Origin of the sequence: Idiomarina loihiensis L2TR, from assembly GCF_000008465.1 — a bacterium.
GTDB classification, from domain to species: domain Bacteria; phylum Pseudomonadota; class Gammaproteobacteria; order Enterobacterales; family Alteromonadaceae; genus Idiomarina; species Idiomarina loihiensis.
This window is the reverse complement of record NC_006512.1, coordinates 2,551,492-2,571,979: the sequence shown is the minus strand read 5'-3', so window position 1 is coordinate 2,571,979 and position 20,488 is coordinate 2,551,492. Positions and strand designations below refer to the sequence as shown.

The 20,488-nt window shown below is 47.4% G+C and carries 18 protein-coding genes; 10 read left to right on the top strand and 8 right to left on the bottom strand.

The annotated features are described in order from the left end of the window. Positions 1-6 precede the first annotated feature (6 nt). Together IL_RS12305 and IL_RS12300 are read right to left on the bottom strand one after the other, a co-directional pair. Positions 7-345 (bottom strand): zinc ribbon domain-containing protein YjdM, encoded by a 339-nt coding sequence (locus IL_RS12305; protein ID WP_011235623.1) that lies wholly within the window; start codon positions 343-345, stop codon positions 7-9. A 60-nt stretch (positions 346-405) separates the two neighbouring features. Beyond that, a complete protein-coding gene (locus tag IL_RS12300) occupies positions 406-1,770 on the bottom strand; it encodes an SLC13 family permease (RefSeq protein WP_011235622.1) in 1,365 nt (454 codons plus the stop codon). An 88-nt stretch (positions 1,771-1,858) separates the two neighbouring features. On the opposite strand from IL_RS12300, the gene IL_RS12295 reads away from it, so the two are divergent. Both IL_RS12295 and IL_RS12290 read left to right on the top strand, forming a co-directional pair. Then, positions 1,859-3,079, top strand: coding sequence for an APC family permease (locus tag IL_RS12295; RefSeq protein WP_011235621.1), 1,221 nt, complete (start codon positions 1,859-1,861; stop codon positions 3,077-3,079). A 9-nt stretch (positions 3,080-3,088) separates the two neighbouring features. Beyond that, positions 3,089-4,036, top strand: a complete 948-nt coding sequence (locus IL_RS12290) for an ATP-grasp domain-containing protein (RefSeq protein WP_011235620.1) — start codon at positions 3,089-3,091, stop codon at positions 4,034-4,036. A gap of 65 nt (positions 4,037-4,101) precedes the next feature. Here the strand turns inward: IL_RS12290 and IL_RS12285 are convergent, their stop codons facing one another. Further along, the gene (locus IL_RS12285) at positions 4,102-6,231 is read right to left on the bottom strand and encodes a TonB-dependent receptor family protein (RefSeq protein WP_011235619.1); all 2,130 of its coding nucleotides are present in this window, start codon (positions 6,229-6,231) and stop codon (positions 4,102-4,104) included. Positions 6,232-6,461: 230 nt separating this feature from the next. Between IL_RS12285 and IL_RS12280 the strand changes: the two genes are divergently transcribed. The 3 genes from IL_RS12280 to IL_RS12270 all read left to right on the top strand — a co-directional run bounded on the left by IL_RS12280 (position 6,462) and on the right by IL_RS12270 (position 9,243). Then, a complete protein-coding gene (locus IL_RS12280) occupies positions 6,462-7,403 on the top strand; it encodes an META domain-containing protein (protein WP_011235618.1) in 942 nt (313 codons plus the stop codon). A gap of 18 nt (positions 7,404-7,421) precedes the next feature. Then, positions 7,422-7,874 carry an RrF2 family transcriptional regulator gene (locus IL_RS12275; protein ID WP_011235617.1) on the top strand — a complete coding sequence of 151 codons (453 nt, stop codon included), beginning with the start codon at positions 7,422-7,424 and terminating at the stop codon, positions 7,872-7,874. A gap of 94 nt (positions 7,875-7,968) precedes the next feature. Further along, positions 7,969-9,243, top strand: coding sequence for a metal-dependent hydrolase family protein (locus IL_RS12270; RefSeq protein ID WP_011235616.1), 1,275 nt, complete (start codon positions 7,969-7,971; stop codon positions 9,241-9,243). 15 nt (positions 9,244-9,258) lie between these two features. Here IL_RS12270 and IL_RS12265 read toward each other — a convergent pair whose 3' ends face one another. Further along, positions 9,259-10,149, bottom strand: coding sequence for a MaoC family dehydratase (locus IL_RS12265; RefSeq protein ID WP_011235615.1), 891 nt, complete (start codon positions 10,147-10,149; stop codon positions 9,259-9,261). Between the two features lie 112 nt (positions 10,150-10,261). Further along, on the bottom strand, positions 10,262-12,304 hold the full coding sequence (locus tag IL_RS12260) for a BCCT family transporter (RefSeq protein WP_011235614.1): 2,043 nt from the start codon (positions 12,302-12,304) through the stop codon (positions 10,262-10,264). Between the two features lie 153 nt (positions 12,305-12,457). On the opposite strand from IL_RS12260, the gene IL_RS12255 reads away from it, so the two are divergent. After that, a complete protein-coding gene (locus IL_RS12255) occupies positions 12,458-13,624 on the top strand; it encodes a PAS domain-containing protein (protein ID WP_231378596.1) in 1,167 nt (388 codons plus the stop codon). Here IL_RS12255 and IL_RS12250 read toward each other — a convergent pair. After that, on the bottom strand, positions 13,621-14,889 hold the full coding sequence (locus IL_RS12250; RefSeq protein ID WP_011235612.1) for an AMP-binding protein: 1,269 nt from the start codon (positions 14,887-14,889) through the stop codon (positions 13,621-13,623). The two genes, IL_RS12255 and IL_RS12250, sit on opposite strands and share 4 nt — an antisense overlap. A gap of 1 nt (position 14,890) precedes the next feature. After that, positions 14,891-15,268, bottom strand: a complete 378-nt coding sequence (gene pyp, locus IL_RS12245) for a photoactive yellow protein (protein WP_011235611.1) — start codon at positions 15,266-15,268, stop codon at positions 14,891-14,893. Between the two features lie 143 nt (positions 15,269-15,411). On the opposite strand from pyp, the gene IL_RS12240 reads away from it, so the two are divergent. Then, positions 15,412-16,002 (top strand): TetR/AcrR family transcriptional regulator, encoded by a 591-nt coding sequence (locus IL_RS12240; protein WP_011235610.1) that lies wholly within the window; start codon positions 15,412-15,414, stop codon positions 16,000-16,002. Here the strand turns inward: IL_RS12240 and IL_RS12235 are convergent. Further along, positions 15,986-17,194, bottom strand: a complete 1,209-nt coding sequence (locus IL_RS12235) for a CynX/NimT family MFS transporter (RefSeq protein WP_011235609.1) — start codon at positions 17,192-17,194, stop codon at positions 15,986-15,988. The two genes, IL_RS12240 and IL_RS12235, sit on opposite strands and share 17 nt — an antisense overlap. A 115-nt stretch (positions 17,195-17,309) precedes the next feature. Here IL_RS12235 and gmk point away from each other — a divergent pair, with 115 nt between their 5' ends. The 3 genes from gmk (at position 17,310) to spoT (ending at position 20,488) form a co-directional block, all read left to right on the top strand. Next, complete coding sequence (gene gmk / locus IL_RS12230) at positions 17,310-17,942, top strand: guanylate kinase (protein WP_011235608.1); 633 nt, start codon at positions 17,310-17,312, stop codon at positions 17,940-17,942. A 68-nt stretch (positions 17,943-18,010) separates the two neighbouring features. Then, positions 18,011-18,280 carry a DNA-directed RNA polymerase subunit omega gene (gene rpoZ / locus IL_RS12225; RefSeq protein ID WP_011235607.1) on the top strand — a complete coding sequence of 90 codons (270 nt, stop codon included), beginning with the start codon at positions 18,011-18,013 and terminating at the stop codon, positions 18,278-18,280. Positions 18,281-18,382: 102 nt separating this feature from the next. Beyond that, entirely contained in the window at positions 18,383-20,488 is a 2,106-nt protein-coding gene (spoT, locus tag IL_RS12220) for a bifunctional GTP diphosphokinase/guanosine-3',5'-bis pyrophosphate 3'-pyrophosphohydrolase (protein ID WP_011235606.1), read from the top strand.

Below are 20,488 nucleotides of genomic sequence, written 5' to 3'. Positions count from 1 at the left end.
CCGATTTTAGACCTTTTTAACAAATTCAGATTTCAGTTTCATTGCACCAATACCATCAATTTTACAGTCGATGTCATGGTCATCATCAATTAAACGGATATTCTTAACTTTGGTACCGACTTTAACGACCGATGATGAACCTTTAATTTTAAGATCTTTAATGACAGTGACAGTATCGCCGTCTTCCAGTGGTGCACCGTTGGCATCGCGAAAAGTGGGTGCATCGTCAGTTGTTTCTGGCTCGTTTTCAGACCATTCGTGTCCGCATTCAGGACAAACTAATAAGGTACCATCGTGGTAGGTGAAGCTTGATTTACACTCAGGGCAGGCTGGGAAGTCGCTCATGTCAGATCCTTTTGAGGAGATGAAAGCGTGCGATTATAGCCTGTCAGAGCTGTCGGCGCACTAGACAAAAATTAATACCACTAGTGTTGTGACAATGGCCAGCAAAATATTCAGTACCAGGCCTTCTTTCGCCATGTCTTTTATAGTGACTCTATTAGAGGCAAAAACAATAGAGTTTGGCGGTGTGGCCACCGGCATGCAAAAGGCACAACTGCAGGCAATAACCGCCGGTATCATGAGTAACTCGATAGGTAACTCAAGTGCTGTTGCCGTGGCAGCCAGAATTGGCATCAGCAAGGTGGCAGTTGCTGTATTGGAGGTGACTTCTGTAACGAAGGATACGGTCAGACTCAAAACAAAAATCAGTAACCACAATGGCAGAGCGTCCAACGCCGTGAGAGACTGACCAATAAGTTCGCCAAGCCCACTTTCCATAACGCCGCGGGCTAAGCAAATACCGCCGGCAAATAATAGCAGAATGCCCCAGGGAATATCTCTAGCCAACGGCCAGTTTAACAGTTTCTCGTTTTTCGCATTTCCGGTAGGAATAACAAACATAGAGACAACGCCGGCCAGGGCAACGGTCGCGTCATTGAGGCTGCCAACGCCAAGCAATCCAGTCCAGCCGCCAAAGGGAGCGGTACGTGTTATCCACAAAACGACGACAGTACCAAATACCATCAGCACGCGCTTTTCGTAGGTTGTCATTTCACTGGTGGTTGGCAACTCAAGTGGCTTTGACAGTTTGACGTTACGCGTTAACCAAAGTGCGATAATAGGTAACCCCAGCAGAACCATGGGTAAACCAATGCCCAGCCAACGGGTAAAACTGAATTCTACGCCGGTAATATTCTGGTAAATAGACGCAAAAATCAGATTTGGTGGTGTTCCTACTAACGTCGCGACGCCGCCAAGTGAGCCGGCGTAGGCCAGGCCTAACAGCAGAGCGCGCTGGAAATTTTCGTCGTCGCTGGCATCGGCCAGAGCTAAAGCAACGGGTAAAAGTGCTAAAACACTCGCTGTGTTCGATATCCACATGGACAGAAAGGCGGTTGCTGCCATAAAGGAAATAACCACTTTGCGACCATTGTCAGCACCAATGCGGGCAATCAAAGACAGAGCCATGCGTTTATGAACACCGCTGGCTTCAACGGCTTTGGCCAGCATGAATGCCCCCATAAACAACAGAATGATGTTGTCGCCTAAAGCGCCTGCGGCGGTTTGTGTGTCGATAACCCCAAACGTTGGAAGCAACACAAAAGGCAGTAATGAGGTGACAGGTAAAGGGATGCACTCGGTTACCCACCACCAGGCCACCCAGACAACGGTGCTTAAGGTTAGAGCCGCGGGTAACGGCATGTTTGCCAGCTGTGTTGTGAGTAATACAATAAGGGCGGTTATGGGCCCCAGTGCTAAATGTTTCATTAAGTGGTTGTCACATCCAGTTCATCTTTTACCCTGTAAGATAATAGAGAAGTGACTGAATCACCAACGAAAGAAAAAAGGGCAGCCTATGAGTCAACAACTCGTGCGTTCCACCTCGCTGGCCGGAGCTATAGTTTTAGGGCTGGGTTCCATTTTAGGTACCGGTGCGTTCGTTAGTGTGGGTATTGGTGCGGATATTGCCGGTGGTGCCGTTTTATGGGCCATTCTCATTGCGGCAGTAACGGCTTTATGCAATGGCCTGTCTTCGGCTCAGTTAGCTTCCGCACATTCAGTAAGCGGCGGCACCTATGAATATGGTTATCGGTTTCTGACCCCGGCTTATGGCGTAACGGCGGGTAGCTTGTTCGTAGTAGCAAAAAGTGCGTCAGCGGCAACCGCTGCGCTGGCGGTAGGCTGGTATGTGACGAATGTCACGGCAATACCTGAATATTTAGCACAGTGGATAGCCGCCGCAGTATTGGTGCTATTTACGTTATTAGTACTGGGGGGCGTTAAGCGCACAAACTGGGTTAATGCAGCCATTGTTACGGTGAGCATAGTGGCTCTGTTGGCTTTTATTATTACAGGTCATCAACAAACCGCCGTTGTTGAGCGGGCTTCGGTCGAGTGGTGGCACGTTTTGCAGGCGGCAGCTCTGCTTTTTGTTGCCTACACAGGTTACGGACGTATTGCCACCATGGGGGAAGAGGTACAAAATCCGCGTCAGGTTATTCCGCTGGCCGTTATTTTAACTCTGGCGGTTGTGACGCTTCTGTATTTGGGGGTTGGTAGCGCGCTCTTGCATTTTCCCAGCATAGCGGACTTCCAGGCGGAGCACTTCTCTTTGGCGAGTTTGTTGCCAACTGGACCTATACAATGGTTGGTCACCGCGGGTGCAGTGGTCGCTATGGGCGGAGTTATTCTCAACTTAATTTTGGGGGTGTCGCGGGTGGTTCTGGCCATGGGGCGCAGAGCCGATTTGCCAATGCGCTTTGCTAACTTAAATGACCAACAAACCTCGGCGCCACCGGCAACCTGGTTAACTTGTTTTGTCATGCTGGTGTTGGTCGCAATTGGTGATATAAAGACCGCATGGTCGTTCAGTGCCTTCACGGTTTTAGTGTATTATGGCATCACGAATTTAGCGGCACTGAAGGTCACAAAAAGTGATCGTTTTGTGCCTAAATGGGTATCCATACTAGGTTTAGTCAGTTGTCTTGGGCTGGCCGTTTTTGTTCCCTGGCAGGTATTGTTGTCAGGGCTTATTTTTATTGTCGTAGTTCTGCTGATACATCAGCTGAGACGCTAAGAGGTAACCATGCGAGATATTGTTATTCTGCACGAAAATGAAGAGTGGCTGGTGCCACTAAGAGCAGAGTTTGAGAAGCGCGGTGTGCAAGCCAAAGAATGGTTCCTGGATACGGGGGTTATACCTTTTTCCGAGCTTCCGGAAGATGCGGTTTACTATAATCGTATGAGTGCCTCCTCGCATACAAGAGGACATCGTTTTGCACCGGAGCTGACTCGCATGGCGTTAACCTGGTTGGAAAACAGTAATAGAACCGTGGTTAATGGTACCCGGGTGCTAGCGCTGGAGGTGTGTAAGCTGTCGCAGTATGCGGCATTACAAAAAGCCGGCCTTAACGTGCCTAAAACACAGGCTGTGGTGGGGAAAGAGCTGCTGACCGAGGCCGCTGAGAAATTTGCCGAGTGGCCATTGATTTTAAAACCTAACCGCGGTGGTAAAGGCTTAGGTGTTATTAAGTTTGATGATGTTGCTGGCTTAAAGAGCTACATAAACAGCGATGATTATGAAGAGCCTTTAGATGGCATTTGGCTGTTACAGGAATATATTCAGCCAAAGCAACCGCATATTACGCGCAGCGAGTTTGTCGGGCAGAAATTTGTTTACGCGGTTAACGTTAATACTGAGCAAGGCTTCGAGTTATGCCCTGCCGATGTTTGCAGTGTGGATGATGCGTTTTGTCCAACCAGCGAAGCGCCTGCTGATGGCAATCAACCCAATAAATTCACTATTACGCAGCGCTTTAATGACCATGAAATTATTTTTGCGCTGGAAGCCTTTTTAAAAGCCAATGATATTGATGTGGCTGGCATTGAGTTTATCGAAGACGCAAAAGGCGAGCTGTACGTTTACGATGTGAACACCAACACTAACTATAATCAAAGTGCAGAACGCGAAGCGGGTGTTAAGAAAACAGGCATGGGCGCGTTAGCGGATTACCTGATTAGCTTAGCGCAATAAGGTGGCCCAGAAAAAAATGGCCCCATAAAAATGGGGCCACGATAAATCCAGGGAGGGATTGTCTTTTAGAAAGTGTATTCCACACCGAAAGAAGCGCTTTGAGGTTTGTTCGGACGCGCACCATGTGGCGAGCGAGCAACGATCTTCTGTTGGTCGAATAGGTTCTCAACTTTGAAATAAACCGCCATGTTGTTGTTCATTTCGTAGCGGCTGACAAAATCGGTGACAAAAACGGACTCCGTTTTGTCAAAGCGGCTGTTGCTTCGGTTGCAGCCGGTGCTGACGCACATTTCGTCAGCATATTTGGCGACAACATAATTTACCCATCCTTGTTGGTTATCGAGTGCAATACGCATACTGAACATGTTTTGTGGAATGTCAGCTAACTCGTCGCCGTCAAGGTTATTGAGGTTGTCTTCGCTAATTTCACCCTTGGTATAGGTGTAAGTAACATCAATAGGTATTAAGAAACTTCCTGCTTCAAAGGTATTGCTCGCCTGGAATTCCAAACCGCGAACTACTGACTCACCCAATACGTAGTTACCCGACTCAGCACCGTTGTCACAAGGGTTAGCAATTGAACATTGCTGAGTGGTGTCGCTAAAGTCGCTGTAGAAACCAATAGCTTCCGCAAAGAAAGAACCTTGGTTAAAACGAACGCCGGCTTCGTAGTTATTGCTGGTTTCTGGTTCCTGGAACTCTTTCGCACCGCCGCCTAAAGGAGAAAAACCTTTATGTGCGCCGGCCAGTACCTGCCAGTTATCGTTGACGTCATAAGTGAAGGATACGCCCGGCAACCACTCGTCGCTATCGTTTGAACGCGCGCTGTCCAGTTGCTCGCGAGCCGTATCAGCAAACTGATTACGATAAGACTCTACGTCTTCATAACGCAGCGCAAAGTGTACATTAAGGTCTTCTGTTGCCTGCCACCGATCTGTCAGCCAGAAGCTGATTGCGTCAGCGCCTTCTAAACGGTTATTGCCGCCGGTAGGCATAACTTCGCCCTGATAGACGAGGCTACCGTTAACCTGATCATAAATTTCAACTGGCTGGAAACGGTCCATTTCGTCGCTGTGGTCACGAACACCCACTTCCAGGTTATGAGTTCCAAAAACAAACTGAGCATTGGCTTCAATGCCTTTTGATTCATAAGCACGGTTGTTGTTTTTGTAGTTCAGACCGGCTTCGTCCTGAGTGCCTAGCAAAATAGCCAATGCCTCGGCGCCACCGTTATTAGCCGCACTGACGTACGCATTACCGCCATCCAGTTTGAACCAGTTGCGAGCATAGTCGTTGTAGTAGCCTAAAATAGTGAAAGTGAGATTATCCGTCGCTTCAAACGCGTAGTTTAAGCTGTAGCCTTTGTGCGAGTTATCCATCTGGTCAATCTCAGACAGCCCGTAACGGCGGTTTTCATTCTGAGCGAAATCTTCATCGGTCAAACCGAGATAAGTCTCGTTTGAGATTTCTTCTGAATATTGAACTTTGGCCAACAAGCTCTGGCGCTCGCCAGTCCACTGCAGTTTTGCAACGTAGTCTTCAATATCAAAACCGGCATCGCGGCTGCTACGGTCAATTTCTTTAAAGCCGTCACTGCTGCGTTGAACGGTTTCTAATAAAAAGCCCCATTGACCTTTCGTACCGCCCACATGAGCGTGAATGTCACGGCTGCTGTTTTCGCCAAATTCAGTTAGTACCTGGCCGCCAAAGTCTTCCGGAACGGGTGTTGTCACCAGGTTTAAAACTCCGCCGGTTGTCTGTGGGCCGTAACGCAGTAAAGGAGCGCCTTTTAATACTTCAACTGATGACATACGGAAGGTAGTCGGGAAGTAGTAGGCGGCCGGGTTTGAATAAGGTGCCGGAGCCATCATGACTCCGTCTTCCAGCAGCGTGACCTTGCTGACACGCCCTGCTGTTGCAGCACGAATACCGATATTCGGACGTAGGCCTTCGCCATCTTCTTCACGGACATAAACACCCGGGATGGTTTTCATTAACTGGTTGATGTCGCTCGGAACTTCAATGCGCATCTGTTCTTCGTCAATGACGGCGCTGGAGCCGGCTACATTGCGGGCGTCTGTTTTACTGCCAATAATTTTGATTTGCTCGATATCAGTATCGCCGTTGGCGTTATTGGCCATAGCGGGAGTTGCAAGAGCGGCCAATATGGTGCTGGCTAAGATCGTTTTCTTCATAACGGACTCGGTTCACCTTTATTAAAAAGTTATTTTAGATTAATTAAATTCGAGGGGATGATAATTAAAATAAGAATGATTCGCAATAATAGATTCCGTTGTTTTTTGATCTAGCTCTTGATTCTGGCGCTGCTTCCACAGATTTGAAAAAGACTTGGAAGAATTAATGCAATTACCAGCGCGATCTATAGAATTCTAACTTAACGGTTAAAAATATAAGGATGGCAAGTATGCCCGCGATACATATGAAAGGAAGTGTCTCTATTCTCGTTGTAATGCTGCTGTCAGGTTGCGCCCTGTTAACTCCGAAAGAGCAAGTGCCGACATATTACCAGTGTGGTGCCAGCGAGCTCAGTGTACTGCAAAAAGAAAACGGTGTGCTGTTAAGTTACGGGTCGCAACAGGAAGAGTTACCTCGGGCTGTGAGTGGCTCCGGAGCTCGTTACTCAAATGATAAAGAGCCATTAACTCAAGTCTGGAATAAAGGTAACGAAGCCGATATTACCTGGCGGGGTCAGGAAATGCCGCTGTGTGTTGAGCAAGGCACTTTACCCAAACACTTTACGGCAAGAGGTAATGAGCCTTTTTGGCAAGTGGCGGTAAATCCACAGCATATGGCACTGACCACTCCTGAGAGCGAAGCAATTATTGATTTAGTCGCAGCGGAGGTTGTTTCTGAGCAACCTTATGAATGGCGTATTGAGTCGACGACCGATAAACATCTTATTGTTATTGACAGACTATGTCGCGATTCGATGAGCGGACGTTTATATCCATACCAGGTCGACTTACAAGAATCTGACCGCATGTATTCTGGCTGCGGTGGCGATAGCGAATGGTTACTTCAGGGGGCTACCTGGGAGCTCTCTGAATTTGAAGGCCATGCGATACATTCTAAGCCGGCAACCATTCAGTTTTTGAAAGACAGCCAGCTTGCCGGTTTTAATGGCTGTAATCGTTATTTTGGAAACTACAACATGGGTGGAGAACTAGCTCAAATTCGGGTTACCGGAAGCACAAAAATGGCCTGCAATGGCGAGGCTAACGAACTCTCTCAAGAGTTCAGAAGTGTTCTGGAGCGAGTTTATCAAGTGAATATTGATGATAAAGGGCGCTTGATATTGAGCACTCGTGGGGGCCGTCAAATGACATTTAAGCAACAGAGCGAATAACGGCAAAAGGGCGCCACCATGCAATTAAAAAAGTACACAGATTACGGTCTGCGAGTTCTTATGTATCTGGCTGCAAAAGAGGATACGAAGCGCGCCACTATTGATGAGTTGAGCGGCATATTCAATGTTCCCCGCAATCACTTAAATAAGGTCGTTCATCAATTAGGCAAAGAAGGTCTAATTGAAACACGTCGAGGCAAAAATGGTGGCTTCCTGCTGGCTATTGAACCGGCTGATATACGGCTGGATAAAGTCATACGCAGACTGGAGGGTGATGAGTACTGGGTCGACTGCCATAAACCCGAGTGCGCTATTTTTCCTGTTTGCGAGCTGAAACATGTGATCAATCAGGGGAAAGAAACCTTCTACGACTTTCTGGCGGGCTATACTCTTGCTTCATTAGTAAGTAATGATGCACAAATTAGAGAGTTTTGGGGGACCCCTATTCCGGTAACTATCGACAAAGACTGACTTTTTGTCTCAATGCTGGTCGCTGCCGTTGCAATTGGTTAGAGTTCGGAGTATCAAAGAAGAACAATAACCAGAATGAAGATTAGGGGGAACTATGCTGAAAAAGATAGCTATCGGATTGACTGTCGCTTTAGCCGGGCATTCCGCTCAAGCCGGTGAATGGCTGCACTGCGGAAACGTTTTTGATAGTGAGAGTGGTCGTCTGGCTGGTGAGCGTTATATTGAAGTTACTGACAACAAAATTACCGCTGTAAAAGTGAACCGACCCGGTGATGATGCTTCGATTACCGACTTGAGTTCTCATACCTGTTTACCCGGTCTTATCGACTTACACGTGCACCTTGACGGTCAGTCCGGGCCGAATTCATACATAAAACAGTTTACTGAAAACCCGGCCGATCTCGCTTTAACTGCTCAGCACTACGGTATGAAAACGCTGAATGCGGGCTTTACCACGGTAAGAAATCCGGGCGACTCTTATAATGTAACTATTGCTCTGCGCGATGCCATCAATGACGGTGTCGTTGATGGCCCCAGAATTTATTCTGCGGGCAAATCGTTGGCAACGACAGGTGGGCATGCCGACCCTACTAATGGTTGGAAGGAAGAACTCATGGGGCGTCCCACACCAAAAGACGGTGTCATTAACAGTGCGGCGGGCGCACGTGAGGCCGTACGCCAGCATTATAAAGATGGAGCTGATTTCATCAAAATTACCGCAACAGGTGGTGTTTTAAGTATGGCCAGTAGTGGCGATAACCCACAGTTTACCGATGATGAATTAAAAGCTCTGGTGGATATTGCTAACGATTATAACTTTCACGTTGCAGCCCATGCTCACGGCAAAGCCGGTATGTTACGTGCTGTAAAAGCGGGGATCACCTCGGTGGAACATGGCACTTACATGGATGACGAAGTGATTGCTGCAATGAAAGAACATGGTACCTATTTGGTTCCGACAATTATGGCCGGTAAATTTGTTGCTAAGAAAGCTGAAATTGACGGCTATTTCCCCGATGTTGTCAGACCAAAAGCACGTGCCATAGGACCCCAAATTCAGGACACTTTTGCTAAGGCTTATAAGGCTGGTGTGAACTTTGCTTTTGGCACCGATAGTGGTGTTTCAGCGCATGGCGATAACGCGCTTGAATTCCAGTACATGGTAGAGGCCGGTGTATCGGAAGCAGAAGCAATTCAGTCAGCGACTAAAACAGCAGCGAAAATACTGAAAAATGACAATATTGGCCATCTTGAAGAAGGCAAATTGGCCGATATTGTTGCTGTAAAAGGGAATCCGCTGGAGGACATCACGGTACTACAAAATGTGAGCTTCGTGATGAAAGACGGCAAGGTTTATAAGCACCAGTAAGGCACCCCGGAAGGGTTAGTCGAAACGAACTGACCCTTCCAGCTTTAGTGAGCTGTGATCCGCACTGCGCACTTCGTATTTGGTTTTATCATCTTGCTCTGACGCCCATAGCTGTACCCGTGCAGGTAAAATAACTGGGCGCTTAAAGGTAACGTCGATATAAGTTACAGGTTTCTGCTGACGTTGCTCGAGCTCAGCCTGAGCTCTTGCCATCATATACATGCCATGAATAATTGGTTTTTCAAAGCCAAACCAGCGTGATACCAGCGGATGCAAATGAATAGGGTTAAAGTCGCCGGAGATGCGCGCATAGCGTCTGCCCATACCGCTGCCTAATTGCCAGTGACTGAGATTTTCCCAGCCGGCTTCCGGCTCAAATGCTTTTATTGGAGGCGTCGATTTCTTCGTTGACCCGGTGTTTTGTCCGCTCATAACCTGATAAACGCTGGAGCATGTTGCTACTTTCTCATTATTTTGCCAGAACTCAACCACAAATTGAGGCCGCAGTCGGCGCGGAGAAACATCAGGACCACGTTTGGGTACTTTCACTTTGGATACTAATTGAAAAGGCACTTGTGCAGAAATAACCTGGTGGCGTTCAATTTTATTACTGACATGAACCAGACCAGGCGCAGGCCAGGGAAAGCTGTCATCAAGCATTTGCGATAAATGAGCTCTTTGCGCAATGCAGTACAGCATGGCCAGAGGAACATCACTGACAAAACCACCAAACGACTGTTGATAACGGCTCAGATGCTTAGCTGTTGGCGCAGGAATAGAATACTCTTTGAGCAAAGTTTCAGACTCTGCTGCTGACTCATCGCTGCGTTGTAACGTTAACAGAGAACGCAGTAACATGCTGGGCATCGGGCTTAGCTTTTGCGGGCTTGTATCAACACGTTCCATAGTGATAGTTAAACTCCATACTGACAATATGGCTATTCTCGCACATGTCTCCTGCTATCAACAGTCCGACCACTAAAAAGCCGCTCCGGAGAGCGGCTTCTTTACGTTCCTTTTACTTTTGTGATTCAAGGTCTTCATTCAGGTCTTCGTCATGCTTTTCAAGGTCCCACGGGAGAACTCCGGGACTGTTATGACGGAAGTGCAGATAGTTCTCAAACTGATTAATCACATCGTTGATGATATCAGTCTGCTCATAACCATATAGATTATAAGACTGCCCACCTTGTCTGAGGAATACTTCAGCTCGATAATAAACTTCTCTGCCTTCATCGTTAGTTAAAGCATACTCTGGCAGCAGGTAGTCTTTTAAGCGAATTTCGTAAGCAAATTCTAAGTCGCCTTTTCGCTCAACGCTGAGAATAATGCGGTTATGCTCTTCGTCAGCTCGGAATTCTGCCGGCCAGTCCTGATCTTTTAACTCGTCCCGCACCTTTTTCATGCTTTCGGTAGCTGGTCCGTTGATAAACTTAAGTACTGACTCTTTATTCGGAAAGTCTACCAGCCCAGCCAGACGTTTTTTCCAATAGTCGGCTCCCTCGTTGACTCCGCGACGATGAGAATGGCGGTGACTCTGAAGACTTTTAGACTGATGACCTTCAATTATGAGCGCACGCCACATACCCGCCGCCGATATTAAGATAATGATCGCAAAGGGTAACGCGCTGGTAATAGCTGCGGTTTGCAGAGCTCCTAACCCACCCGCTACGAGCAATACGGATGCAACAATACCTTCAGTGCTCGCCCAGAAAACACGCTGCCAGACAGGCGTTTCCATCATGCCGCCAGAGGACAATGAATCAATAACCAATGAGCCAGAATCCGATGACGTTACAAAGAAGGTGATGATTAACAGTACTGTCAGGAAGCTCAGGACACTGGTCATAGGCAGATTTTCGTAGAGCTTAAACAGCGCTACTGCCTGGTTATCCTGAACTTCTGAAATTAAGGTTGTGTAACCCTCGTTCATGATCATATTCAACGCTGTGTCACCGAATACGGCAAACCAGAAGAAAGTGAATATGGTTGGTACCAGCATAACGCCAAAAACAAACTGGCGGATGGTGCGGCCGCGGCTGATTTTGGCAATAAACAGCCCGACAAAAGGTGCCCAGGCAATGGTCCAGCCGAAGATAAATAATGTCCAGTTACCAATCCAGTCACTGCGCTCATAGGCCTGTAAATTGAAGGTGCGCTCTACAATGCCACTTATGTAAGCGCCGGTATTTTGCAAGAAGGTTTCCAGAATATGGATAGTCGGCCCAACCGCGAAAACAAACAGCAACAAGAATATGACTAAGGTTATGTTAATCAGGGACAGCCGTTTAATGCCTTTATCCATACCAGCAACGACCGAGGCGATTGCGGCTAACGTGATGACGCCAATCGAAATAACCTGAACCGTTTTACCAACCGGAATGTCCTCCCACAGGTAGTTGAGGCCTGCATTAATTTGAATAACCGAAAGCCCAAGGGTTGTCGCAATACCAAACATGGTGCCGAGGATCGCGAAGGTATCGACTGTATGCCCAATAGGGCCGTTGATTCTGTCGCCAATAAGCGGGTAGAGCGTTGAACGCATAGAAAGCGGTAACCCGTGACGAAACGAAAAGTAAGCTAGTACTAAGCCAACTAAGCCATAAATAGCCCAGATATGAAAACCCCAGTGGAAATACGCAATTTGCATAGCCTGCTTGGCTGAACTTACGGTTTCTGCAGCGCCTGCCGGTGGTTCGGCATAATGCAGTATGGGCTCGGATACACCAAAGAACAGCAAGGCAATACCGTATCCGGCGGAAAATAGCATGGCGAACCAGGACGTAAAACTGTACTCCGGTTCGCAATGGTCGGGTCCTAATTTAATTTTGCCCCAACTTGAAACGGCCACACCAATAATAAACATGAGAAAAAGTGCGACTGCTAACATATAAAACCAACCGAAGTTGTCGGTAATACCAGCCAGTGTCCAGTCAAACAGCTCGCCGGCTTTTTCCGGGGCACTTAAAGTGCCTATAACCAGTAAAGCTATAACGATAACCGCAGGAAGAAATACTGGCAGTAAAATTGCAGAATGCCATTTTTGCTTCTCGGCTGACATAAAAGCTCCTGTTTTTATTATGATTTATTTATATATAGACTACTTAAAAAGATTTGTAATGGGTCACTTTGCATTTATTTGCTGTCTAGTTTCTGGCCTGTAGGTTAAGATTATGGCTGTTATAGTTGTCGATAAAGAGTCATGTTGCAGTTTATGGATTTTGAAAAAAGCTTGGTTAATCTTGAACATTTAGCAAACTCGGTACCGGGTGCGCTATACCAGCTTGAACGCTCACCGGACGGGCAATTGAAATTTAATTATGTCAGTCAGGGCGTTGAGGCCATTTTTGGGTGCTCTGCTGAGTCACTGGCAAATGACGTGACATTGCTGAGTGAAATTATTCATCCCGACGACTTACAATCTGTTTTGAGCAGTATGCACAACTCTGCCCGCTATCAATATTTGTGGGTGAAAGAGTATCGAGTGATTAAAAATGGAAGAGTAAGCTGGATATACGGGCACGCAGTGACCAGTCAACAGGCCGACGGCAGTACACTCTGGAATGGACAGATGCTGGACATTACTGAGAGAAAAATGCTGGAGCTGAAAGTTGAAGAGAACCAGCGAAATTTAATGCTTGCTGAACGAGTTGCCGGGCTCGGGCATTGGCAGCTTGATTTAGAAACCGGGCAGTCGCAGTGGTCGGATACCATGTACAATTTACATGGTTTGGACAAGTCCAGGGTAACGCCCTCATTAGCCCTGACTTTAGAAAGAACTCATCCCGAAGACAGACAAGCGGTAACCGACGCAATTAATGCCGTTAAACAGTCTGGCGCGAGAGATGTCGAGCATCGTATTATGCTTGGCGACGGTGAAATCCGATGGTTACGGCAGTCGGGGATTTATCGCATTGACGAAGCCGGGCGTGAAATTATTTTTGGTACCACGCAGAATATTACCGACTATAAAGAACTTGAGCTCAAGCTCAGGGAAACCGGTGGCAATGACGAGCACACCGGATTTTATAATCGACGGCTTATGCTGCAGTCTCTGCAACGGCGCTTTAGTTTATACCAGGCTCATTCTGAGCATCAGTATTATGTCATGGTCGTGCGCGTTGCAAATAACGCAGAAACGTTAAAAGCCGTCAGCAAAATTGTCCGTCAGAACATTCAGGATTACGACACTCCGGGTTGCTTAGGAAAAGGAATTATCGTTGTACTCATGTCAACGCTGTCAGCAGAGCAAAATAAGAATTGCCTGCAGGCTACCCGGCAGTTGTTAGAGCAGCACGGCATTGAGCATAAAATAGCGTTGGAGTCTGCACAAATAACAGATCTGAGGTTTGACGATGTGTTATTACGTGCGTTGAATTAATTTAACGGCTTACCCGTTGGCGAGTTATCGATACTCCAGTCTTGCGCCTTACCCATGGAATTTATGGGTAATTGCTCTCCAAAGCTAATTCGCTCCGGTATTTCCGCAGCGCAGAGGTTGTCACTTAACCAGGTTTGAACACTTTGTTCAGTTACCGTTTCACTAATATTCTCCTGTAAAACAATAAAGGCCTTCAGTCCATAGCCTTCGTCGGATCTCATCGGGCGTACCGTTGCATCGGCAACTGCCGGGTGTTGACGCAGACACTTAGCAATATGAGCCGGGAACACATTGATTCCTCGTATCGAAACCGCCTTGTCGACTCGTCCGGTGATTTGGAATTCATCCTCTGTATGCCACTGGGTATTATCTGGTATTTCGTAAATAACCTTTGTTTGCCTATCAATTAGTTGCTGATGGTTTTCTGTATTTTTGCGCCAGCGGGATAACAAACGGTAGTTATTTTCTGGTTTACTCCGGTAAGCCATACCTGCAGTCTCGGAACTACCATAAATTTCCACAGCGCGAGCTGCGCCTATAGCATACAACTGGTGCACCGTACTGGCCGGGCATGGTCCGGCAGAGCTAATAAAAAGCACTCCGGGCGGTAATGGTGGCATCTCTGACGATAACTGAGTGAGTAACTCAGGGAAACCGACAACAGCATCTCCGGCACGTAAGCCACCGTTGCGAACGTGGCTATAAGCTTTAAAACCACGCAAAACCGGCGCATCAACAAGATGTGGCAACAATACGGTAAACAGAAACCCATAAATATGGTGGCTTGGCACTAAAGCGACAATACGAACTGGAGATAACTCATAATCGTTGTCAAAGATACGGACAAACTCTCTCACTTCCTCAACTAATGCACTCCATGAATGCTCGCAGGCTTTGGGTTGGCCGGTGCTGCCGGAAGTGGTAACTGTTAAGTTTTGGGTGTGAACTTGCCGCGATTTCAGAACAACTTCAGCCCATTCAGCCAGACTGTTACGGCGCAGAAGGTAATCTTCCACTCCGCTGTCCCCCATATGAAAGAACTGAACTACCCGGCCAGCTAAGGCCAGTCGTTCCAGCGAATCAACTACAACGTCATCCTCGCCATTGTCTTTGGTTGACTTGTTTTTTGCCACTAACGTGTCGTCTTCATGCCATTGGCGACGCTTCCAGTACTCACTTTCAGCCGGACGCATACGCGCAAGTTCATCGGCGATAAGATCGCCTATGACAGTAACAATAAGGTGCTGCTGAAGTGAGTCTGTCACTTTATAGTCGCTTAACGAATACCCAGTAGGTGTCGCCGGTTAAAGCTTTTTTCATATGAACTTTAACTTTGGTCGGTTGCATTTCGTAGTCAAAAACATATTCAAACATGGTGTTTAAATTGCCGTTTTTAACGCCTTCGTCGAAGCGTCCTTTAAACTCAGGGCTGTTGGTGCATGGTGCCACTTCGTTAAAAAAGTTTTTGCCAACGACAGCGCCCGGATCACGACCGGTAATGTCGCCTTCGGCGGCGTTGTATTGAATAATTTTACCGCTAGCGTCTAACTGAATAGCGCCAAAAGCAATGTCGTTTAACTTGTCATCTGACATTTTAGATAAAGTGTTTTCGATATCATCAGAACCGAATTGAACAATCTCCATTGTGTTACCTCTAAGTACGAAATGTATGGGTTAATAGTGGAGCCCGAGATATTTAGATCATGTTTTCTTAACACTTCTTAAAGTGAAATTAACAACAAGCAGGTCTATACTTGCCTTCAGGTAAATAATTAAGGATAAAAATAATGCCCAGAACGCCTAAATTTCACCGGGAAACAGCGCTTAACAATGCGCTGAAGCTTTTCTGGCGCAAGGGATACCACGCAACCTCTATGAAAGACATAGAGGAAGAAATGGATATGAGGCCAGGAAGTATTTATGCTGCATTTGGCAATAAAGAAGCCCTGTTTAAAGAGACCCTTGAAGAATATTCCTCTCTCGCAGAGGAAGAGTTTAAGCAAGCCTTAGCGCAAAAATCTTCGGTGCTGCAGGGAATAAGTTTGTACCTTCGTAACATTGCGGTAATGACAGCAACCTGTGCACCAACGCAGGCTTGTATGCTGGTAAAAACCTTGCTGGAATTTACGCCGGAAGACAAAGCGTTTAGCGAGCCGGTACAAAGTTATCTTGAAAAATTCGAGCAGCTTTTTACAGAGGCGTTTCAGCAGGCGCAGCAGCGAGGAGAAATTGGTAGTTCGCAGTCTCCTGAACGTCTGGGCCTTTTATTACAGACGAATATTATTGGTTTACGAACCATGGCCAGGCGAGAAATTCCGCGGCAGCAGCTGGAAAGCTTGGCCGATGATATAATTGCGAGAATTATTCCCGCAAGTTAAACAGGTCACGGTAGCTGTTAGGGTTAAATTGCCAGGTTATAAGCAAAATAAGAATGCCGACAATAATATGTAACTGCCAGCCTAAACTGTAATTACCGTAAACGTCTCTGAACCATCCGGTCAACAACGGCATCAGGCTGGCAAACATAAAACCGATACCCTGCATAAAAGAAACCAGGCGTCCTGCCTGCACAGGGTTATCGATATGGTCCAGCGCCATAACAATACATAGCGGGAAGGCACCACCTAAGCCAAAGCCGCAAAGTGCCGACCATAGCCAGGGAGCTTCGGTCGGAAACCAGCTTAACCCCGCAAAGCCTGCCATTTGAATAAGTACCGCGGCTGTTAGCCACAACCTTCGGTCTTGTGTGCGCGAGAGAGCCGGCAGCAGCAAAGCGCCGATAACCTGAACCAGAGAAAATAGCGCCAGTAAATTCCCTGCTTTTTGTGCGGGCCAACCGAATTCACCATAAAATGGCGCTATCCACGCAATAAATCCGGCGTATCCGGCATTCACCAGGGCGAAATAAATACCCAGAAGCCAAGCCCGGGAGTAACGGTGAGCCCGCAGTAACAGGTGCCGGGGAGGAATGCTGGCAACTGGTGTGCGGTTAAATGGTAAGTACCAAATAATCAGCACTATTGCCGCCAAAAGAGACCAGCTGCCTAGTGCCTGAAAGCGCTCAGGTAATAAATTGGCAGCCCATGGAGTCGCGACAGCACCTAGCGCCGCGCCGCCCATGAGTGCCGCAGACCAAAGGCCAGTGACCATACCCAAACGATTCAAATACTGTTGTTTGGTCAGTTCCGGAATAACGATATGCAGTAACGCAATGCCAACTCCGCCCACTAAAGCACTGGTAATCATACTGGTGCTGGTCGGCTCAAATAGCCGGGCAGTAAGGCCTGCGCACAGAATCAACAAGCCCAGCCCAATACCTTGCCGGTAACCCAAAGCTGTTGTCACCCGCCCGGCAAATAAGGCCATTAAGCCAATCATTAGAATGGGTAGTGTCGTTAACAGCGATATCTCACTGAAAGACAGACCTGTGATGGTTTGTAGCTCATCGGTTAGTGGCCCTACGGATGTCAGCAAAGGACGTAAATTAAGTCCTAGCAATACCAGTACGAGCAAGCCGAACAGCAGGGGGAATTTAGACGGTTTTGCGACAGGCGCCGGTTGAGTCTGCAAAGTAATACCACGAGTCCTTAAAAGCCATACTTTACTCAATTTTCATCGAGGTGTGAAACCGTGTTATTATTTCGCGCCAACAGTGATCGTCCGTTTCTTAAAAAGAGAACCCGTTATGACCGCGTCTCCGGTGTTAGGGAATTTGTTTATCATTGCGGCCCCGAGTGGCGCAGGGAAATCGAGCCTGATTCGGGCTTTGTTGGAAAAGCATCCTGATCAGTCTATGCAGGTGTCTGTATCGTCCACCACACGTGCTCCGCGTCCGGGAGAAGTACAGGGCGTTCATTATCACTTTCTCAGTACTGAAGAATTTGAGCAACGTATTGATGCCGGTGAATTTTACGAATGGGCACGTGTATTTGGCAACTATTACGGCACTTCCCGTAAAGTTGTAGAGTCTTTATTGGCTGAAGGCAAAGACGTGTTTCTGGATATTGACTGGCAGGGCGCTCAACAGGTTCGTGAACATCACCCTGAAGTGCGTTCGGTTTTTATTGTTCCGCCCAGCCTGGAAATTCTGGAGGAACGTTTGCGTGTTCGCGGACAGGATTCTGACGAAGTTATTGCTGAGCGCATGGCAAAAGCTCAGGCAGAAATGTCGCATTATCATGAGTTTGACTATCTACTGGTAAATGATGACTTTAACAACAGCCTGGCATCGCTGGAGCATATTGTTTTAGCTCAGCGGCAAAAAATGCCGCATCAGCAAATAAGATATTCAAGCGTATTGAAGGAATTGCTTGGATAATAGGCCTTAATTCCGTATAATTCTTAGCCTTTCGAAAAATACGACTCACGCTTTATTGGGAGTAAACCATGGCTCGCGTAACTGTAGAAGATGCTGTAGACCGTGTTGGTAACCGTTTTGATTTAATTTTGTTAGCCTCACGCCGCGCGCGTCAGTTGGCCAATGGTAAAGAGCCATTAGTTGAAACAAAAAACGAAAAACCAACTGTTATTGCTTTGCGTGAAATAGAGCAAGGCCTTATCGACAATGAACGCCTTGATATTGAAGATCAGGCGGCTCAAAAGCAGCAAGACGCTGAAGAACTGCGTGCGGTAGATGCACTACGCGGTATCGAATAAAAGTTTCTGTTCGCCAACGGCATCAATGCCGTTGGCAATTCCGTCAAATCCCCTTATTCTGAAAGTATATTCATAGTCCGGTATTACCCGGGGAGTTAACTGGTGTACTTATTTGAAGGCTTAAAGGCTCAGGTTAGTGAGTATCTTCCGTCCGAGCAGGTGGAACGTATTCGTGATGCCTTTGTTGTAGCAAACGAAGCCCACAGTTCGCAAAAACGCAGCAGCGGCGAGCCTTACATTACGCACCCGGTTGCGGTTGCAAGCCTGCTTGCTGACATGAGGCTGGATTGCGAAACCTTAATGGCGGCTTTACTCCATGACGTTATTGAAGATACTGAAACCAGCCGGGAAGATCTGGCCGAGCGTTTTGGGGCAACTGTTGCCAGTTTAGTAGAGGGCGTGTCTAAACTGGATAAGTTGCAGTTCAACTCCAAAGAAGAAGCCCAGGCCGAAAACTACCGCAAGATGATTATGGCGATGGTGCAGGATATCCGGGTTATTCTGATTAAACTGGCTGACCGCACCCATAACATGCGCACCATTCAGCATTTGCGCCCCGACAAACGCCGCCGTATTGCCCGTGAAACCTTAGAAATTTATGCACCTTTAGCGCACCGCCTGGGTATGCACGATATTAAAAATGAGCTGGAGCAACTGGGCTTCTGGGCGCTGTACCCCTGGCGTGGAAAATTGCTTGAGTCAGAAGTAAAACGTGCCCGCGGTAACCGTCGCGAGTTTACCGAGCGAGTGCAAAGTGAAATCAGTTCGCGCCTGGACGGTAACAATATTCAGGCACGGGTGTCTGGCCGTGAAAAGCATCTGCACAGCATTTACCGGAAAATGCAGGCCAAAGAAGTGAAGTTTGAACAGGTCATGGACATATACGCTTTCCGCGTCATTGTGGACAGTGTCGATACTTGTTACCGGGTTCTTGGGGCGCTGCACAATTTGTATAAGCCTATTGAAACGCGGTTTAAAGACTACATTGCTATTCCAAAGTCGAACGGTTATCAGTCTTTGCATACCTCCTTGAAAGGCCCTCACGGGGTGCCGGTAGAAATTCAGATTCGTACCGAAGAGATGGATCTGATGGCCGACCGCGGTGTCGCCGCGCATTGGATGTATAAACAATCGGACGATTCCAGCACCACGGCTCAGGTGCGCGCGCGTAAGTGGATGCAAAGCTTGTTAGAGTTACAACAAAGCGCTGGCAACTCGTTTGAATTCATTGAAAGCGTAAAGTCTGACTTATTCCCCGATGAAATATATGTGTTCAGTCCCGATGGCCGAATTACCGAATTACCTCAGGGCGCTACCGCGGTAGATTTTGCCTACGCTGTGCACACCGACGTTGGTAACACCTGTATTGGTGCGAGAGTTAACCATCGTACTTATTCGTTGAGTAAACCGCTGGAAACCGGGCAAACGGTTGAGATAAAAACAGCACCTAACTCGCGGCCGAATATTGCCTGGTTAAACTTTGTGGTAACCGGTAAAGCCCGGGCTAAAATTCGCCAGTACCTGAAAAGTCAGGAAGCTGACGAAGCGCAACAGTTGGGTGAGCGCTTACTTCGCTCAGCACTCGGGCAGGTCAGTTACGACGAAATTCCAGAGGCGGAATTTAAGCGGGTATTGCAGGAAACAAAAATTGATAGCCGTGAGAATTTGCTGAAACAAATTGGGCTGGGCAATATGATGTCGGTGGCCATTGCGAAGCGGCTTTTAGGCGACTTACAACCGATAAAAGATGACAACGCATCACAAAAAAGCCTCTCGATTAAAGGCGCCGAAGGCCTGCTGGTCAGTTTTGCCAAATGCTGTCGCCCCATTCCGGGCGACGATATCATTGCCCATGTGAGTCCGGGTAAAGGTTTGGTTATTCATCGTCGTGAGTGTAAAAACGTTCGTGGCCATGAAGATGACCCGGGGCGTTACTTCCCGGTTGAGTGGGATAACAAACCCGAAGCCGAGTTTATTTCTGAAATTCGCATTGAAATTGTCAATAATCAGGGCGTGCTGGCTAAGTTAACATCGGCTATTGCAACCACGGGCTGCAATATTGATGGTCTGCAGACCGAAGAAATTGATGCCAACATTTATTTCATTGATGTGGCTTTAACGATAAAAAACCGTAAGCATTTAGCGGATGTGATCCGTCATATTCGCAAGATGCCGGATGTTCAGCGCGTGACGCGCTTAAGGAAGTAA